Genomic DNA, 16807 nt, shown 5'->3' with positions numbered 1-16807 from the left:
CTCAATGGGTGGTAAACCGCTGATGCACCGGCGATGAGCTAGGGGTAAGCGCCAGTGCCAGCTGGGTGCGGTTGTGCATGTGGGTCAGGCGCAACACCTGTGACACGTAAAGCTTCACGGTATTCTCGGTAATGCCCAGCTCACAGGCGATCTGGTAATTGGTCTTGCCTTTGCTGACCAGGCGCGCCACTTCCAATTGGCGTGGCGACAGCTTCTCGAACGCCGCTGGCAGTTCGCTTTCGCTTTCCTCCACGTCACTGGCACGCCGGTGGGTGCCTTGGCCACGGGCTTTTTCCAGGTCCTGATACAGTTCGTCCACTGAGTCGGCCAGCTCTTGCAGGCGCTGGTTCAACCCACCCAGATCACGGAAGTTTCGCTGGCGCTCCAGCAAGGCTTCTTCCTGCCGGCGTACGCCCGCCAGCAGCTCGTCAAGGTCCATCGGCTTCTGGTAGTAGTCGGCAAAGCCTTCGCGTAGCGCGCGGATCACGTCCTGTTTCTCGGCACGCCCAGTCAACATGATGGCTTCGAACATGCGCGGGCTGCCGTCGAGCCCCTTCAAGGCGCGTACCAGCTCAATGCCATCTCGCTCCGGCATGTGCAGGTCACAGATGAGCAGACCGATGGCCGGGTCTGCCACATATCGCTCGATAGCTTCGTCAGTTGAGTGGGCTGGTATGCAGACATAGCCCTTGGTTTCGAGGAATTCACACAGTTGTTCGACAATGACCGGTTGGTCATCAACCACCAACACCTTCACTTCACTCACTGGTCTGGACACGATCAACTCCCTGTTCGTATACCGCCCTGCTCCCGTGCCAGACGCTCTGGCAGCTTAAAAGTAGTCGCTCTAAGCGAATATGTACAAGGCGTGTACAAGTCTTCGGACCACTGGAAGCCTTATTGGATCCATACGGCCGTCAGAAGAAACCCTGCCAGCACATAGGGGACGAACGCCTGTTTGTCGCCCATTTCCTCGGTCAGGGCCTGCAAACGCTTCTTTACCTTGGGGTTGAGCAAGGTCCACAGGCGCCGGCGGGTAAGCAGCCATACCAGCACACTGACGCCGGCGCCGATAAAGGTGCCGAGCACATATTGCGGGCTGGTGGCCAGGGCCAGGGCGCCCATCAGCTTGACGTCGTCGGCGCCGAAGCGGCCGAGCATATAGCCTGGCAGGGTCAGCAGCATGACGATGGCAAGCGCCCAGCCGGCATCGCTGGCGTCGGCGCCGATCCAGCTGTGGCCGGTGGCGAACAGCCAGATTAGGGCGCAGGTAGCCACGCCCAGGGTCAGCAGGTTGGAGATCTGGCGTTGACGCACATCCTGTTCGGAGCACAAGGCAAGCCACAGCAGGAGAACAATGCTTTGCATTGGCAGGTCGCCCTTCCCAAATGTTGAACACTTCTACCCGGTCAGTCAGGTTTCCTTAAGTGAAGATAGACGGGAACGTGCGGGGGAGTGGGGCGGGATGGGTAAAAAGGCGTGGCTGGAATGGATTTTGTCGTAGCTGACACAGGCCTGCGCGGTCTTTTGCAGGCGCGGCCTGGGCGCAAGGCCGCTCCTGCAAAGACCTGCATCAAGCCGCTATTTCTTGCTGCCTGGCGGATAGTTGGCCAACACCTTGGCCACGGTGTCGTGAATGGCGGTATTGCGTTCTTCAGGACTTGGCGGGTAGTTGTTCATGATCTGCTCGGCACTGCCGCGCCACACCAGCTTGCCGTCACGCCCATCGAACATGTCGACCTGAATCGTGGCGACCTTGTAGTCGACGCTGCGGGTTTCGTTGTACATCGGCCCCCCCCAGTAGCCGCCCCAGTAGCCACCCCAGCCACCGCCATAGTTGGTGGTGATCTGCTGCTGGCGCTGCTCGACGATCAGGTAAGTACGTACGCTCAGATCAGGCCGAGCGCCGCCTTGCACCGGGCGCAGGCCGCGCTGGTCGAGCTGATCAGCGACCGCTTGGCGAATGCGCTGTTCGGTGAGGTCGCTCTTGATCCGTGGGTCGTCCGGGCGATACTGCAGCCCCGGCTCCTGCCAAGCCCAGCTGCGGTAGGCGGCGAAATCGCGGCTGGCATCGAAATCCTGCTGGACGTTATTGCTGGAGCAGGCGGCGAGCAATAACGCGAATGACAGTAGAACGAGACGGCGCAACATGATGGTTCTCCGTTAGCGATTAACTGGGAGGATAGCCGCTGAGCGCCTTGTGCACAGAATCGCGCAAGGCACTTTCGCGTTCGCGCGGCGAGTCCTTGTCGCTGCCGCTTTCGGCGCTGGCGCTCCATACCGGCTGGCCGCTGCGGGCGTCGTACAGGTCGATACGCACCACCATGACTTCGACCTCATAGGTGCGCACGATGGGCACACTGGCATAGCCCCCGTAACCATGGCGGTAGCCACCATAGCCGACACCACCGTAGGGGTACGGCCCGTAGTAGGGGTCGTAGGTGTCGTAGTCACGCACCTGGCGCAAGCGTTTTTCCAGGCGCATGTCGGCGCTGACCAACAAGTCGCCGGAGGCCCCTCGGGCGGGGCGCAGGCCATGCTGATCGAGTGCGCCGCTGACGGCATCGGCCAACTGCGCCGGGTCAGCATTGGCCGAGCCGCTGGGTAACTGGCCGTTGCGCCAGCTCCAGCTGCGGTAGTGCCCGTAATCACGGGCGGGCGCCGGGTAGGCACTGGCGTCGAAAGTGGTAGCGGCCTGTGCAGGGGCTGGTGGTAACGGGCGGCTGCTGGCCACATACGGGTTGCTGCCCTGGCAGCCAGCCAGGGCAATGGGCAGCAGGGCCAGGCACAACAGACGGTACGGCATGTATTCCTCCCGGCGGGGCGGGTTAGCGAGGGCGGCAGACCCAGTGCAGGTAACGGCCAAGGCCAGCGAAACCGGGGTGGCGGCGGTAGGCCAGCTCCATTTCCAGCAGGTCGAGCAGCTCGGCCTTACCCTGGAACTCCTTGGGCATGTAGTCGTGGAACACCCGCACGCCGCTTTCGCTTTCAACCTGCCACATAGGTTCAAGTTGCGCCTTGAGTTCGCGTGGATCAAGCGGTTTCTGTGGGGTCAGGCTCTGCTTTTCACCTTCCAGACGGTTGCTGCGCAACTTGCGGAAATGGCCCTTGAGCAGGTTGCGATAGACCAGTGCATCGCGGTTGTAGAAGGCCAGCGATAACCAGCCGTCGGGGGCGGTGAGCTGGTGCAGCACAGGCAGGATGCTCTCGGGTTCGGCCAGCCATTCGAGCACGGCGTGGCAGAGCACCAGGTCGTAGGGCTCGGTCAGTTGGCCAAGCAGTTCTTGCCAGGGCGCATGAATGAAGGTGGCCGGTTGGCCCGCTTCGGCAAAGCGCGCACGGGCGCCGTCGAGCATGGGGGCTGCGGGCTCGGCCAAGGTCAGCTGATGGCCGCGCTCGGCCAGCCACAAGGCCATGTGGCCCAACCCGGCGCCAATGTCGAGGATACGTAGCGGGCGGTCGGGCAGCGCCTCGGCCAGGTCAGCCTGCAGCACGGCCAGGCGGATCGCACCTTTGGCGCCGCCGTAGATCTTCTCGGCAAAGCGCGTGGCCAGCTCATCGAAGTGACGGTCGTTCATAGGGCGAAGCGCCTCTCGCTATCGGCCAGCTTGGCCCGCACCACCTGATCCATGTCCAGGCCCAGTTCGCTGCAGAGCAGCAACAGGTAGAGCACCACATCGCCGACTTCCTGGCCGGCGTGGGCCAGTTTGTCGGCAGGCAACTGGCGCGATTCGTCCTCGCTCAGCCACTGGAAAATTTCCACCAGTTCGGCCATTTCGACGCTGGCGGCCATGGCCAGGTTCTTTGGGCTGTGGAAGCCGCGCCAGTCGTTGTTGTCGCGGATCTGATGCAGGCGTTGGGTGAGTTCTTGCAGGTTCATCGGGGGTCTCCTAATGCTGCATAGCTTCTGCCCAGGCCCGATGCAAAGCAAGCGGCGCCTACAGCAGAGCCCAGCGCCCGACCATATGCAGCACACCTCCATGGCCATCCAGCCGCAACGTCCCCGAAGGGCCCGCCTCACTGGCACTGAGCACCACCTCCGAAGGCAACCTTACCGGCTTGCGAAAATCCACCTCGAAGGCATAGCCACTGTGCGGCAGGTGCCCGCGTAATGCGGCCAAGGCCATGGCCTTGGTCCACATGCCATGGGCAATGGACGTGGGAAAGCCGAACAACCGCGCACTGACTGCACTGAGGTGAATAGGGTTGTAATCCCCGCAAACCTTGGCATAACGCCGGCCGATATCACTGTCGGCGTACCAGCGGGTGGCCTCGGGCAAAGAACCAGGTTCGGCGTCAGCGGGCTCATCCACTTCGCCTTCCAGCTTCAACCCACGCACCAGCATACGGCTGGTTTCACGCCACAGCAGACCGATGCCGTCTTCAGCCTCGGTGACCAGGTCGAAGGTGCCACCTTTGGCATGGGGCTGCAGGTTGTGCGCATACACCGCAAAGCGCAGCCCTTCGATAGCGCCAAGCGGGCGCAGTACCTCAATGCGGTTGCGCAGGTGCACCAGGCCGAGTAGCGGGAAGGGGAAGTCATTTGCGGTCATCAACTGCAATTGCAGGGTAAACGCCATGACATGGGGATAAGCCGCCGACAGGCGGCCATCATCGGGAAAGTGGCACAGCCTTCGATAGGCGTTCAGATTGCCCGGCTGAACCCGGATGAAACAGCGCAGGCCATCCTCCGGCAACTGCTCGCCGCTGATTGTGCGCTTGCTGGCTGCACGCAGATAAAGGCTGGCGCGGGCCGTTGGGCTGTGCAGGTCGTGCCACTGTCGGCTCATGCTCAAGCCCCCATCAATGCCTGGCCGCAAACGCGCAGCACCTGGCCGTTGACAGCCCCTGAGCCCGGCTGGCTGAGCCAGGCAATGGCTTCGGCGACATCTTGCGGGCGCCCGCCCTGGCCCAGTGAACTCAAGCGTCGCCCGGCCTCGCGCAGGCCCATGGGCATGGCTGCAGTCATATGGGTTTCGATAAAGCCGGGGGCCACTGCGTTGATGCTGCCACCGCGCTCGGCGAGCCGCGGCGCCCAGGCCTGGGCCAGGCCAATCAGCCCTGCCTTGCTGGCGGCATAGTTGGCCTGCCCACGGTTCCCGGCAATACCGCTGACCGATGCCAGCAGGGTGATGCGTGCGTTTTCCCCCAGCGCGCCGTTGTCATACAGCGCCTGGGTCAGCAACTGCGGGGCCTTGAGGTTGACGGCCAGCACTGCGTCCCAGTATTCCGGCGTCATGTTGGCCAGCGTCTTGTCGCGGGTGATACCTGCGTTGTGCACTACGATGTCGATGCCGTCGGGCAGGGCCGCAAGCAGTTGCGCTGCCGCGTCGCTGGCGCAGATATCCAGTGGCAGTGCCTTGCCGCCTAGGCGTGCCGCGAGGGCGTCGAGGTCTTGGCTGGCTTGGGGCACATCGAGCAGTAGCACCTCGGCGCCATCGCGGGCCAGGGTTTCAGCTATGGCAGCGCCGATACCGCGTGCGGCGCCGGTGATCAGAGCGCGGCGGCCCCCCAATGGGCGGGTCCAGTCCTCGACCTGACTGGCACAAGCCCCCATGCGCAATACCTGGCCCGAGATGAAGGCACTCTTGGGCGAGAGAAAGAAGCGCAGGGCGCCTTCCAGCTGGTTCTCGGCATCGGGGGCGACATACAACAATTGGGCGGTCGCGCCGTTGCGCAGCTCCTTGGCCAGCGAGCGGCTGAAGCCTTCGAGGGCGCGTTGAGCAACGCTGGCCAACGGGTTGTCGAGGCCTTCTGGTGCACGGCCAAGCACCAGTACATGGGCACACGGTGCCAGGCTGCGCAACAGCGGCTGGAAAAATTCGCGCAACTGCTTCAGTGCATCGCTGTCGGACAAATGACTGGCATCGAACACCACAGCCTTGATTTTCGGCCCCAGGCCGGCCACCCAGGCTTCAGCCTGCAGGTTGTCGGCATTGAAGCTGTAGACCTCGTCGGTCAGGCACGGGGCGATGGCTTCGACCTGGCTCGCCAGAGGCCCGCCACCCAATACCAGGGCGCCTTCCACCGGGCGCAGGCGGCCAGCTTGCCAGCGCTCCAGCGGCGCCGGGCGTGGCAGGCCAAGGGCATCCACGAGGCGACGGCCGAGATTGGAGTTGGCAAAACCGAGGTAGCGATCGCTCATGGGTGGTCTCCTGAAAGGCAAGCTTGAAAGTGTGGACCAACTTTGTGGCAGGGTCGTTCGAATACGGTAAAAACACCTAGGCTGTACGGATCAAATTGTTTCAGGAGGAGCTAGCGCATGCGTTCATCTCGCCGGGTCGCGATCCTGGGCGGCAACCGAATCCCCTTCGCCCGCGCCAATGGCGCCTACGCCACGGCCAGCAACCAGGCGATGCTCACCGTCGCGCTCGAAGGGTTGGTCGAGCGCTATCGCCTGCATGGGCAGCGCCTGGGTGAGGTGGTGGCTGGCGCAGTGCTGAAGCACTCACGCGACATGAACCTGACCCGCGAATGTGTGCTGGGGTCGCGCCTGTCCCCGCAGACACCGGCCTATGACATCCAGCAAGCCTGCGGCACCGGGCTGGAGGCAGCGCTGCTGGTGGCCAACAAGATTGCCCTGGGGCAGATCGACTGCGGTATTGCCGGCGGTGTGGATACCACCTCCGATGCACCCATTGCCGTCAACGAAGGCCTGCGCCATATCCTGCTGCAGGCCAACCGTGGCAAGAGCCTGGGCGAGCGGCTCAAGCCCTTCTTGAAACTGCGGCCTCATCACCTGAAGCCCGAGTTACCGCGCAATGGCGAACCGCGCACGGGGTTGTCGATGGGCGAGCATTGCGAGCGCATGGCCCAAGCCTGGCGCATTGGTCGCGCCGAGCAGGACGAGCTGGCGCTGCTCAGTCATCAGAAGCTGGCTGCGGCCTATGCCGAGGGTTGGCAGGACGACCTGCTAACGCCGTTTCTCTCGCTGACTCGGGACAACAACCTGCGCCCGGACCTTGGCCTTGAGCAGTTGGCCAGGCTTAAACCTGCCTTTGACCGCAGTGGGCAAGGCACCCTGACGGCGGGTAACTCCACGCCGTTGACCGATGGTGCTTCGCTGGTGCTGTTAGGCAGCGAGGCGTGGGCGCAGCAGCAGGGGTTGCCGGTGCTCGCCTATTTGGTCGATGGGGAAACCGCAGCGGTAGATTTCGTCACGGGCCGCGAAGGGTTATTGATGGCGCCGGTGTACGCTGTGCCACGCTTGCTGGCGCGCAATGGCCTGGCACTGCAGGACTTCGATTACTACGAAATCCACGAAGCCTTTGCTGCCCAGGTGCTGTGCACGCTGAAGGCCTGGGAGGATGTCGATTTTTGCCGCGAGCGGTTGGGGCTGGAGGCGCCGCTTGGGGCGATCGACCGCAGCAAGCTCAACGTCAAGGGCAGTTCGCTGGCGGCCGGGCATCCATTTGCGGCGACCGGGGGGCGGATATTGGCCAACCTGGCCAAGTTGCTGGCGACGGCGGGGAAGGGGCGTGGGCTGATTTCGATCTGTGCGGCAGGTGGGCAGGGGGTGACGGTAATCGTCGAGCGATGACACAGGTTGAACATCGAGACGATGCCAGCTGTTAGGCTTGTCTGGTCAGAACTACAAGAAACCGCCATGCCGATTATCGGTCATCCCCGCGCTATTCCGGTGCTGGACCACCTGCCCAGGCCCCTCTACGCCCGTGCCGAAAGCCTTGGTGCCGGTTCCTGGACCACCCGCCACCAGCACGACTGGGTGCAGTTTTCCTACGCGATCAGCGGCGTACTCGGCGTGTACACGCGTGACGGCAGCTACTTTGCCCCGCCACAGTGGGGGGTGTGGATCCCTGCCGATGCCGAGCATGAAGTGGTCACTTCGATGCAAGCCGAGATGCGCAGCCTGTATGTGCGCCGCGATGCCTGCCCATGGGCGCCTGAGCAATGCCGGGTGCTTGAGGTGACACCACTGGCACGCGAACTGATCAAGCAGTTTTGCCTGTTGCCGGCGGATTACCCGGAGGGTGACAGTGCCGAGGCGCGCTTGGTGGCGGTGCTGCTCGACCAGTTGCGCACGTTGCCGGAAGTCGGTTTTTCACTGCCCTTGCCACGCCACCCTGGCTTGCTGGCGCTGTGCAATGGCTTGATCGCCGCGCCGGACCAGCCGCAGACCTTGCAGCAATGGGCGCGCGAGCTGGGGTGTTCGGAGAAGACGCTGATGCGGCTGTTCCAGCGGGAGACCGGGTTGAGCTTTCGCAATTGGCGGCAGCGCATGCGGTTGCTGTCTTCGCTGGCGCTACTGGAGGCGGGGGAGAATGTGACCGAGGCGGCGCTGGGGTGTGGGTATGACTCCACATCGGCCTACATTGCGGCGTTCAAGCAGTTGTTTGGGGCGACCCCGGGGGAGCTGAAACTTTAGTGCTCGGTTGCCGGTGCCGGTCTCTTCGCGGCATTAGCTGCGAAGAGGCCGGCACAGGCAATGCATCAGGTGCGGAACCTGCGCACCAGCGTGTCCAGTTCATTGGACAGCCCGGCCAGGCTCTCGGAGTCCTGACGCGCCGCCTGGGCCAGTTCGGCCACCAGTTGCGCATCGCCGTGAATCTGGCTGATGTGGCGGTTGATGTCCTCGGCCACCTGGTGCTGTTCTTCGGCCGCCGTGGCGATCTGCGTGTTCATGTCGCGGATCACGTCCACCGACTCACGGATCTGCCCGAAGCTGTCGCGGGCCAGGCCGATACGGCTCACCGACTGCTGCGAAACTTCCAGGCTGGCATGCATCTGTTCGGCCACTTCGGCAGTGCGGCTGGCCAGGTTGCCCAGCAAACCGTCGATTTCGGCGGTGGAGTCGGCAGTGCGCTTGGCCAGGGCCCGCACTTCGTCGGCCACCACGGCAAAGCCACGTCCCTGCTCACCGGCACGAGCTGCTTCGATGGCCGCGTTCAGGGCCAGCAGGTTGGTCTGTTCGGCAATGGAGCGGATGGTGCCGAGGATCGACTGGATGGCGTTGCTGTCACGCTCCAATTGCTGGATCGACTGCGCCGACTGCTCGATCTCGTGGCTCAGGCGGTCCACGCTGCTTACCGCGGCATCGATCTGTTGCTGGCCTTCGCGGGCTTGCTGCTGGCCGCTGTCGGCCGACTGCGCCGCCTGGCTGCAAGACCGCGCTACTTCGTTGGCGGTGGCGACCATCTCGTGGAAGGCAGTGGACACCATGTCCACGGCTTCGCGCTGACGGCCGGCGGCCTCGGCCATGTCGCTGGAGACGCGGGTCGAGCTGCTGGAGGTGCTGAGGATCTTGCTGGCGGCAGCGCCGATGTGCTGGATCAGGCTGCGAATGGCGCCGAGGAATTGGTTGAACCAGCTGGCCAATTGCGCGGTTTCGTCGCGGCCGCGGATTTCCAGGTTGCGGGTCAGGTCGCCTTCACCTTGGGCAATGTCTTCCAGGCCATTGGTGACACTGTTGATCGGGCGCACGATCAGTTTGGCGAAGGCCGCACCGACCACGGCGAACAGCACGGCCAGCACCACGGCGATGACGCCGATCAGCCAGGTCAGGCGGGTGGTGGTCTGCATCACCTCGCTTTGTTCGATCAGGCCGATGAAGGTCCAGCCCAGTTGCTCGTCGGGGTAGACGTTGGCCATGTAGCGCACGCCATTGAGCTCGACCTCGACCAGGCCTTTGCCGGCCTTGGCCAGCTCGGCGTAACCGTCGCCAAAACTCGCCAGTTGCTTGAAGTTGTGGCCTGCATCGCGCGGGTCGACCATCACGTTGCCGTTGCTTTCCACCAGCATTAGGTAGCCACTTTCGCCCAGCTTGATCTGCTTGACGATCTCGGTCAGGCCCTTGAGGGAAACATCGATGTTGACCACGCCGCCGGGGTTGCCCAGCTGGTTGGCCACGGCGCGCACGGTGCTGACCAGCACCGCGTCGTCGGCGGCCCAGTAGTAAGCGCCGGTGCGCACGGTCTTGCCTGGGTTGGCCATGGCCAGTTGGTACCAGGGGCGGGTGCGTGGGTCGTAGTTGACGAACTTCTGCCCGGCCGGCCAGCCCGTGTAGCCGCCGTCATTCACGCCGTAGGACAGGTAGGCATAAGCGGGGTGCGAGTTGGCCAGGCGGGTCATGAATTCGAGGAGCTTGCTGGCCTGTTCGCCCAGTTCGTAGGACGGTGTGGCGCTCATGTACTTGTTCAGCTCGCTGCCCGTGGCAGCGACCATTGGCTGGGAAGCCAGGTACTCGACGTTCTGGTTGATGCCCTGGAAGAAGATGTTCATCGCGTTGCTGACCTGGCGGATTTCCCGGCTGCTACCGTCGAGGAATCCATCGCGGGCTTCGCCACGCAGGTTGAGGACCACCAGAGTGGCCACTAGGACGATGGGCAAGCCGGCGATGACCGCGAATGCCCAGGTCAGTTTCTGTTTGATGCTCATCGACGCTCCCGGAATTTTTTATTGTCGACCCACGAGGCAGGTAGCCAGTGCATCGGCAGCATCCGGGTTTTATGAAGCCAGAACCCCTGTATTTATTGGACAAAGTCGTGTTTGGTGACTATTCGGTCGCGTTTGGACGCTTTTGGCATACCAAACGCTTTTGATCGCTCAGTGACAGCAGTTGCCGGTAGCGCCATTGGCCAGGTCCTTGAGGATCGGGCAGTCCGGGCGGTCATCCCCTTGGCAGTGCGACACCAGCTCGCCAAGGGTATCGCGCAGGCTCACCAGCTCCTCGATGCGCCGGTTCAGTTCATCGATGTGCTGTATCGCCAGTGCCTTCACGTCGGCACTGGCACGCTGGCGGTCTTGCCACAGGGTCAGCAGCTTGCCGACCTCCTCAAGGGAAAAGCCCAGGTCGCGGGAGCGCTTGATGAAGGCCAGGCTGTGCAGGTCTTGCGCCTGGTACAAGCGGTAGCCGCTATCGCTGCGTGTGGCTGGTTTGAGCAGGCCGATGGACTCGTAGTAACGGATCATCTTGGTGCTGAGCCCGCTGCGGCGGGCGGCCTGGCCGATGTTCATGGCGCCTCCTGGGTGCTGCTACTGGTGGGTTTCCACGCCTTGAGCCACAGCGCGTTACTGACCACGCTGACGCTGGACAGGGCCATGGCGGCACCGGCCAGTACCGGGTTGAGGTAACCCAGCGCGGCCAGCGGGATGCCGATCAAGTTGTAGATGAAAGCCCAGAACAGGTTCTGGCGGATCTTCGCGTAGGTCTTGCGGCTGATTTCCAGCGCGGCGGGCACCAGGCGCGGGTCGCCACGCATCAGGGTGATGCCGGCGGCCTGCATGGCCACGTCGGTGCCGCCACCCATGGCGATGCCGATGTCGGCAGCGGCCAGCGCGGGTGCATCGTTGATGCCATCGCCGACCATGGCAACCACACCGTCGCGCTTGAGTGCCGTCACCGTCGCGGCCTTATCGGCCGGCAGCACTTCGGCATGCACATCGTCGATGCCCAGGGCATCGGCCACCACCTTGGCGCTGCCACGGTTGTCACCGGTCAGCAGGTGGCTGCTGATGTGCTGTGCATGCAGGGTGTCGATGGCTTGCGCGGCGCCGGGCTTGAGGCTGTCACCAAAGGCGAACAGGCCCAGCACGCGCGGTTGCCTGCCGCGTTCGATCAGCCATGACAGGGTGCGCCCTTCGGCTTCCCAGGCCTGGGCCTTGGAGGCCAGCTCACCAGGCTGCAGAGCGCTCTCGTCTAGCAGGCGGCGGTTGCCCAGCGCCAGCTCACGGCCCTCGACACGCCCGGCAATGCCGCGCCCGGTCAGCGATTGGCTGTCGGCAACCTCGGGCACGTCCAGCCCCTGTTCGGCGCACGCCTGCAGTACCGCCTTGGCCAGCGGGTGTTCACTGCCGCGCTGCAGGGCGCCGGCCAGGCGGTGCAGCTCGGTACTGCTGCCGTCCTGTGCCTGACTGTGAACCACCCGCGGGCTGCCGGAGGTAAGGGTGCCGGTCTTGTCGAAGACCACGCGGTTGACCGCATGGGCCCGCTCCAGGGCTTCGGCATCCTTGATCAAGATGCCATGGCGGGCGGCGACCCCGGTGCCGGCCATGATCGCTGCGGGCGTGGCCAGGCCGAGGGCGCAGGGGCAGGCGATGACCAGCACGGCAACGGCGTTGATCAGCGCGGTTTCCAGTGGTGCACCGGCCAGCCACCATCCGATCAGGGTGATCAGCGCCAGCACCAGTACAGCCGGGACGAATACCTGGCTGACCCGGTCGACCAGCTTCTGGATTGGCGCTTTGGCGGCCTGGGCGTCTTCCACCAGGCGGATGATGCGTGCCAGCACGGTCTCGGTGCCCAGTGCCTGGGTACGGACCAGCAACCGGCCTTCGCCGTTGATAGCGCCACCGGTGACGCTGTCGCCGGGTTGCTTGGGCACTGGCAGGCTCTCGCCGCTGATCAGGGCCTCATCGGCGTGGCTGCTGCCATCTTCGACCACGCCATCGACCGGGAAACGCTCGCCGGGCTTTACCAGGACCAGGTCGCCCAGGCGCAACTGGGCGATTGCCACGTCCTCCTCCTGGCCATCGACCACGCGCACGGCGCGTTCCGGGCGCAAGGCTTCGAGGGCGCGGATGGCGCTGGCGGTTTGGCGTTTGGCGCGGCTTTCCAGGTACTTGCCCAGCAATACCAGGGCAATCACCACGGCGGAGGCTTCGAAGTACAGGTGCGGGGCCATGCCGGCGGGGGCCTGCGCCCATTGGTACAGGCTAAGGCCATAGCCGGCACTGGTGCCCAGGGCCACCAGCAGGTCCATGTTGCCGGCACCGGCGCGCACGGCCTTCCAGGCGGCTACGTAGAAGCGTGCCCCAAGAATGAATTGCACCGGCGTGGCCAGCAGGAATTGCGCCCAGGCAGGCAGCATCCAGTGCAGGCCGAACGGTTGTACCAGCATTGGCAATACCAGCGGCAGGGCCAACAGCAAGGCTGCGCCGACCGCCAGGCGCTCGTTGCGCAGGCGGTGCTGGGCAGCGCTTTGCTCGTCCCTGGCAGATTGCGGCAGGCTGGCGCTGTAGCCGGCCTTTTGTACGGCGTCGATCAGCAGGTTGTCATCGAGGGCTGTGAGCACTTCGAGGTGCGCGCGTTCGCTGGCCAGGTTCACGCTGACCTGCTCGACGCCGGGCAATTTGCCGAGGGCGCGCTCTACACGGCCGACACAGCTGGCGCAGGTCATGCCGCCGATCTGCAGTTCGAGGGTGCGGGTGGGCACGCCGTAACCGGCTTCGCGCACGGCGTCGACCAACGCCGGCAGGCTGTCGGCCGGGGCCAGAACCCGGGCTTTTTCAGTGGTGAGGTTTACGCTGACCTGTTCAGCGCCTGTGACCTTGCGCAGGGCGCGTTCGACCCGGCCAGCACAGCTGGCACAGGTCATGCCGGTGATCGGCAGGTCGTAAGTGGTGGATGCGGGCATGGCTCTCCTCCTTGGACTGGCCTCCAGCATCAACCTTGCCACGCGGGCAAGGTCAATAGCCCAGATCGGCTCGCTTCAACTCCAGCCCATATTGCCCCATGGCGATGCGGTATTTGTTGATCTGGCCCGCCTGCAGGTTCAAACGCGTGCTGCGCTGGTCTTCGATGCCTGCGGCGCAACCCGGCATTTGCCCGGGTAGCAGGCGCAGGCGCACATCCACAGGGCCCGGCGGCAGGTTGAACGAGGTGGATTGCTCCTGAAATACGCGCCCGGAAAGCTGGTCGTTGAGGTACACGCCGATTTCGCAGCTGGTAGCTACCTCCAGCCGCTCCCGGGAAATGATCAGTACGCTGTAGGCCGAGTTGCCCTCGGCGCTGGCCGGTGGCACCACAGCCAGCGCGCCCAGTAGCCCGACGACGCCCAATGCTGCCCTGAACATGAAAAATCTCCTGCTTGCTTGATCGTCAAAGGCGCAGCTTGGCCGACGCGGGCGCGGATTTCCACCCCGGCTGTTGCAGGCGGGGCTTGACCTTGCCCTGATGGCAAGCTTGAGACTCGTGGAAAACCTGAAGGAGGTAACCCATGCAAGTGTTCAATGTACAAGGCATGACCTGCGGCCATTGCGTGAAAGCCGTGACCCGCGCGGTGCAGGAGCAGGATGCGGCGGCCAAGGTCGAGATCGACCTGGCGGCGAAACAGGTACGGGTGCAGAGTGAGCTGGCGCAGGAGCAGATCCTCACTGCCATTCGGGATGAAGGTTATCAGGCCGAACTTGCCTGAAGACTTGGCAGTGCCCTCCACAGGGGCACTGTGTTGCAAATGTTTTCAGACTGATGGGGTCCACAGCAGGTAGAATCACGCACTTGCTTAGCCTGCTATGGATTCCTGATGAACCTGCGAATGGTGCTCATCCTGGGCGCACTCAGTGCGTTTGGGCCTTTGGCGATCGACTTCTACCTGCCCGCCTTCCCGGCCATGGCGCAAGCGTTCGCTACCGATGAAAAACACGTCCAGGCCACGTTGGCTGCCTACTTCCTCGGCCTGTCCATCGGCCAGTTGGCCTATGGGCCAGTTGCCGACCGCTTTGGCCGACGCCTACCGTTGATGTTCGGCGTGACCCTGTTCACCCTGGCGTCACTGGCTTGTGCCTATGCCCCCAACCTCGACACGTTGGTACTGGCGCGTTTCGTCCAGGCACTGGGCGGTTGTGCCGGCATGGTGCTGTCGCGGGCCATCGTCAGCGACAAGTGCGACCCGGTAGCCTCAGCGAAAGTGTTCTCGCAGCTGATGCTGGTCATGGGCCTGGCGCCGATCCTGGCACCGATGCTGGGTGGGGTGCTGGTGAACCTGGCCGGCTGGCAGTCGATTTTCCTCGCGCTGAGCCTGTTCAGTGCCGGCTGCCTGCTGGCGGTCAGCCTGGGCCTGCCTGAAAGCCTGCCTGAGCATATACCCCGCCAGCCGCTGTCTGGCGCCTTGCGCCAGTACCTGCGTTTGCTCGCTGACCGGGCTTTCCTCGGCCATGCGTTGACCGGCGGTATCGCTATTGCCGGCATGTTTGCCTATATCGCCGGTTCGCCCTTCGTATTCATCAAGCTGTATGGGGTGCCCGCCGAGCATTACGGCTGGTTGTTCGGTACCAATGCTGCGGGCTTTATTCTGGTGGCACAGGTGAACGCCCGCTTGCTGGCCAGGCGCGGGCCAGCCTTCCTGCTGGCCCGCGCGGTTTGGCTGTACCTGGTTGCGGGCCTGGTGCTGCTGGGCGTGGCGGCATTGCGACCCGCGCAGTTGTGGCCGCTGCTGATACCGCTGTTCATCTGTATCGCCAGCCTTGGTTGCATCATTCCCAATGCTTCCGCCTGCGCCATGAGCGGGCAGGGTGCGCGGGCCGGCAGTGCCTCGGCACTGATGGGCTGCGTGCAGTTCAGCGTTGCCGCAGGTGCGGCGGCGCTGGTCGGGCTGCTGCATGATGGCAGTGCAGTGCCGATGGCAATGGTGATCAGCCTGTGCGGGGCGCTTGTGGTCAGTGTCGCGCTGTTGACCCGACGTTTGCAGGCCAAGGCTCCCGCATGAGCGGGTGAGGTGCCTGCAGACGGGTTTCCAGCGTAGCGACGAAGGCGCGCGCCTCGGCCTCGCTACGGAAACTGACCACATGCTGATCGAGCTGGACTTGCCAGGGGCAGGCGGGGTTTCGGCTCGACGCACTTACGACAATTTTCATCGCGGCATACCTCCAGGAAGGGGAGCCGCTCAAGTGTAGCGCTGGCCCACCAGCCTGCCATGGCACTGCTTCAGCGTCCTGACTGACGGTAAGTGCGTACATTTTCCAGACGGTGTTTCCTGCTTTGGGCGCAAAGCCTGCAATTCCCCAGAACTTTCGCTTTGTTGCGCGCTAATTTTTGAAGGTTGCTGTGGGCCGTATCTGAAATTGCTGCAAGCCTATTTTTATCAGAATGTTTCAGTGCTTCTGTATGGGTGTACCTGGGCCTTGTTTGGCTGGGTTCGAGCCGTTTTCCAAAGCTGCCTCGCTGAGTGCCAAGGGTAGGCATACCCAATGGTTTTCGCCTTGGGTAGGTCGGCGCGTGGTCGTCTGAACGGTGTTTTCTGCGGCTTATACTGGCGAACCAGGCCAGTGCCAGCGAGACGCGCTTCCCTGCCAGGGTTGGCAATCGCATCCACACAGTGAACTTGCAGGGAGTTACAGGGACATGAACGCAGCCAGCAGTATCAGCCAAATCGCCAGCCTGATGGCCGACCCCAAGCGCAGTGCCATGTTGTGGGCATTGATCGATGGCACGCCACGGTTGGCCAATGAACTCGCGATAATGACCGGCCTGACTTCGTCGTCGGCCTGCGCGCACCTCTCGTTGCTGTCGTCGGCCGGTTTGCTCAAGCATGAAGCCAGGGGCCGTAAACGCTACTTCTGCCTGGCAACCCCTCAGGTCGGGGCGGCGGTTGAGGCCTTGGCCAGCGTACAGCTGGAAAGCGTACGGGGAGAGCGTGACAAGGCGCCGGTATCATCGCTGCCCATGTCGATGCGCCGGGCACGCCGATGTGGCGACCACCTGGGCGGGGCGTTGGCCAGTGAGTTGTATGATCGCCTGGTGGTGGCCGGCTGGCTGGACGGCTGTGGTCGACAGTTGATGGTCAGTGACGAGGGGCGGGCGCAGTTGGCGTTGGTCGGGGTCTACATCGATGCTCTGGCGCCACACCAGCAACGAGGTTGCGTGATCTGCCGCTGCACCGAGTGGGATGACCAGGGCCCGCACCTTGGGGGCGTGCTGGGCCAGGCCTTGTTCAGGTTGTTTTTGCAATCTGGCTGGATACGTGAGGCCGAGGACACGCGGGCTTTGCATATTTCGGCGCTGGGCGTCCAGCAGATCAATCGCATTGCCCGCGTGGCGACGTTGCAGGTCGGTTGAGCGCAACGTCGTCAT

The 16807-nt window shown here is 63.7% G+C and carries 18 protein-coding genes; 5 read left to right on the top strand and 13 right to left on the bottom strand.

Annotated elements, in window-relative coordinates:
• Position 1: 1 nt before the first annotated feature.
• The 8 genes from Q9451_RS27740 to Q9451_RS27705 form a co-directional block, all read right to left on the bottom strand.
• Positions 2–778, bottom strand: coding sequence for a response regulator transcription factor (locus tag Q9451_RS27740; RefSeq protein WP_012270340.1), 777 nt, complete (start codon positions 776–778; stop codon positions 2–4).
• A gap of 119 nt (positions 779–897) precedes the next feature.
• On the bottom strand, positions 898–1368 hold the full coding sequence (locus tag Q9451_RS27735; RefSeq protein WP_012270341.1) for an A24 family peptidase: 471 nt from the start codon (positions 1366–1368) through the stop codon (positions 898–900).
• 213 nt (positions 1369–1581) lie between these two features.
• Positions 1582–2151: a DUF4136 domain-containing protein gene (locus Q9451_RS27730; RefSeq protein ID WP_012270342.1), complete on the bottom strand. Its 570-nt coding sequence runs from the start codon at positions 2149–2151 to the stop codon at positions 1582–1584.
• A gap of 19 nt (positions 2152–2170) precedes the next feature.
• Complete coding sequence (locus Q9451_RS27725) at positions 2171–2806, bottom strand: DUF4136 domain-containing protein (RefSeq protein ID WP_012270343.1); 636 nt, start codon at positions 2804–2806, stop codon at positions 2171–2173.
• Between the two features lie 22 nt (positions 2807–2828).
• On the bottom strand, positions 2829–3578 hold the full coding sequence (locus tag Q9451_RS27720) for a methyltransferase domain-containing protein (protein WP_012270344.1): 750 nt from the start codon (positions 3576–3578) through the stop codon (positions 2829–2831).
• Positions 3575–3880, bottom strand: coding sequence for a MazG-like family protein (locus Q9451_RS27715; protein ID WP_012270345.1), 306 nt, complete (start codon positions 3878–3880; stop codon positions 3575–3577). The genes Q9451_RS27720 and Q9451_RS27715 overlap by 4 nt, the downstream gene beginning before the upstream one ends.
• A gap of 58 nt (positions 3881–3938) precedes the next feature.
• Positions 3939–4790, bottom strand: a complete 852-nt coding sequence (locus Q9451_RS27710) for a MaoC/PaaZ C-terminal domain-containing protein (RefSeq protein ID WP_012270346.1) — start codon at positions 4788–4790, stop codon at positions 3939–3941.
• A 2-nt stretch (positions 4791–4792) separates the two neighbouring features.
• Entirely contained in the window at positions 4793–6145 is a 1353-nt protein-coding gene (locus Q9451_RS27705; protein ID WP_012270347.1) for a 3-oxoacyl-ACP reductase, read from the bottom strand.
• A 117-nt stretch (positions 6146–6262) separates the two neighbouring features.
• Between Q9451_RS27705 and Q9451_RS27700 the strand changes: the two genes are divergently transcribed.
• Together Q9451_RS27700 and Q9451_RS27695 are read left to right on the top strand one after the other, a co-directional pair.
• Entirely contained in the window at positions 6263–7540 is a 1278-nt protein-coding gene (locus Q9451_RS27700; RefSeq protein WP_012270348.1) for an acetyl-CoA C-acetyltransferase, read from the top strand.
• Positions 7541–7606: 66 nt separating this feature from the next.
• Positions 7607–8386, top strand: coding sequence for a helix-turn-helix transcriptional regulator (locus Q9451_RS27695; protein ID WP_012270349.1), 780 nt, complete (start codon positions 7607–7609; stop codon positions 8384–8386).
• Positions 8387–8451: 65 nt separating this feature from the next.
• Here the strand turns inward: Q9451_RS27695 and Q9451_RS27690 are convergent, their stop codons facing one another.
• From Q9451_RS27690 to Q9451_RS27675, 4 genes are all read right to left on the bottom strand, one after another.
• Positions 8452–10395 carry a methyl-accepting chemotaxis protein gene (locus Q9451_RS27690; protein ID WP_012270350.1) on the bottom strand — a complete coding sequence of 648 codons (1944 nt, stop codon included), beginning with the start codon at positions 10393–10395 and terminating at the stop codon, positions 8452–8454.
• A 168-nt stretch (positions 10396–10563) separates the two neighbouring features.
• Positions 10564–10974, bottom strand: a complete 411-nt coding sequence (cueR, locus tag Q9451_RS27685; protein ID WP_012270351.1) for a Cu(I)-responsive transcriptional regulator — start codon at positions 10972–10974, stop codon at positions 10564–10566.
• The gene (locus tag Q9451_RS27680) at positions 10971–13373 is read right to left on the bottom strand and encodes a heavy metal translocating P-type ATPase (RefSeq protein WP_012270352.1); all 2403 of its coding nucleotides are present in this window, start codon (positions 13371–13373) and stop codon (positions 10971–10973) included. Before Q9451_RS27680 ends, cueR begins: the two co-directional genes overlap by 4 nt.
• Before the next feature lie 52 nt (positions 13374–13425).
• A complete protein-coding gene (locus Q9451_RS27675; protein WP_012270353.1) occupies positions 13426–13812 on the bottom strand; it encodes a hypothetical protein in 387 nt (128 codons plus the stop codon).
• Between the two features lie 143 nt (positions 13813–13955).
• Between Q9451_RS27675 and Q9451_RS27670 the strand changes: the two genes are divergently transcribed.
• Together Q9451_RS27670 and Q9451_RS27665 are read left to right on the top strand one after the other, a co-directional pair.
• Positions 13956–14153 (top strand): cation transporter, encoded by a 198-nt coding sequence (locus Q9451_RS27670; protein WP_012270354.1) that lies wholly within the window; start codon positions 13956–13958, stop codon positions 14151–14153.
• Between the two features lie 108 nt (positions 14154–14261).
• Complete coding sequence (locus tag Q9451_RS27665; protein WP_012270355.1) at positions 14262–15443, top strand: multidrug effflux MFS transporter; 1182 nt, start codon at positions 14262–14264, stop codon at positions 15441–15443.
• Here the strand turns inward: Q9451_RS27665 and Q9451_RS27660 are convergent.
• Positions 15394–15591, bottom strand: coding sequence for a hypothetical protein (locus Q9451_RS27660; protein WP_071984764.1), 198 nt, complete (start codon positions 15589–15591; stop codon positions 15394–15396). The two genes, Q9451_RS27665 and Q9451_RS27660, sit on opposite strands and share 50 nt — an antisense overlap.
• 487 nt (positions 15592–16078) lie before the next feature.
• On the opposite strand from Q9451_RS27660, the gene Q9451_RS27655 reads away from it, so the two are divergent.
• Positions 16079–16792, top strand: coding sequence for a helix-turn-helix transcriptional regulator (locus Q9451_RS27655; protein ID WP_012270356.1), 714 nt, complete (start codon positions 16079–16081; stop codon positions 16790–16792).
• The last annotated feature ends 15 nt before the right edge of the window (positions 16793–16807 follow it).

Source organism: Pseudomonas sp. NY8896 (genome assembly GCF_039634505.1).
This window is presented reverse-complemented; position numbering and strand designations above follow the sequence as displayed.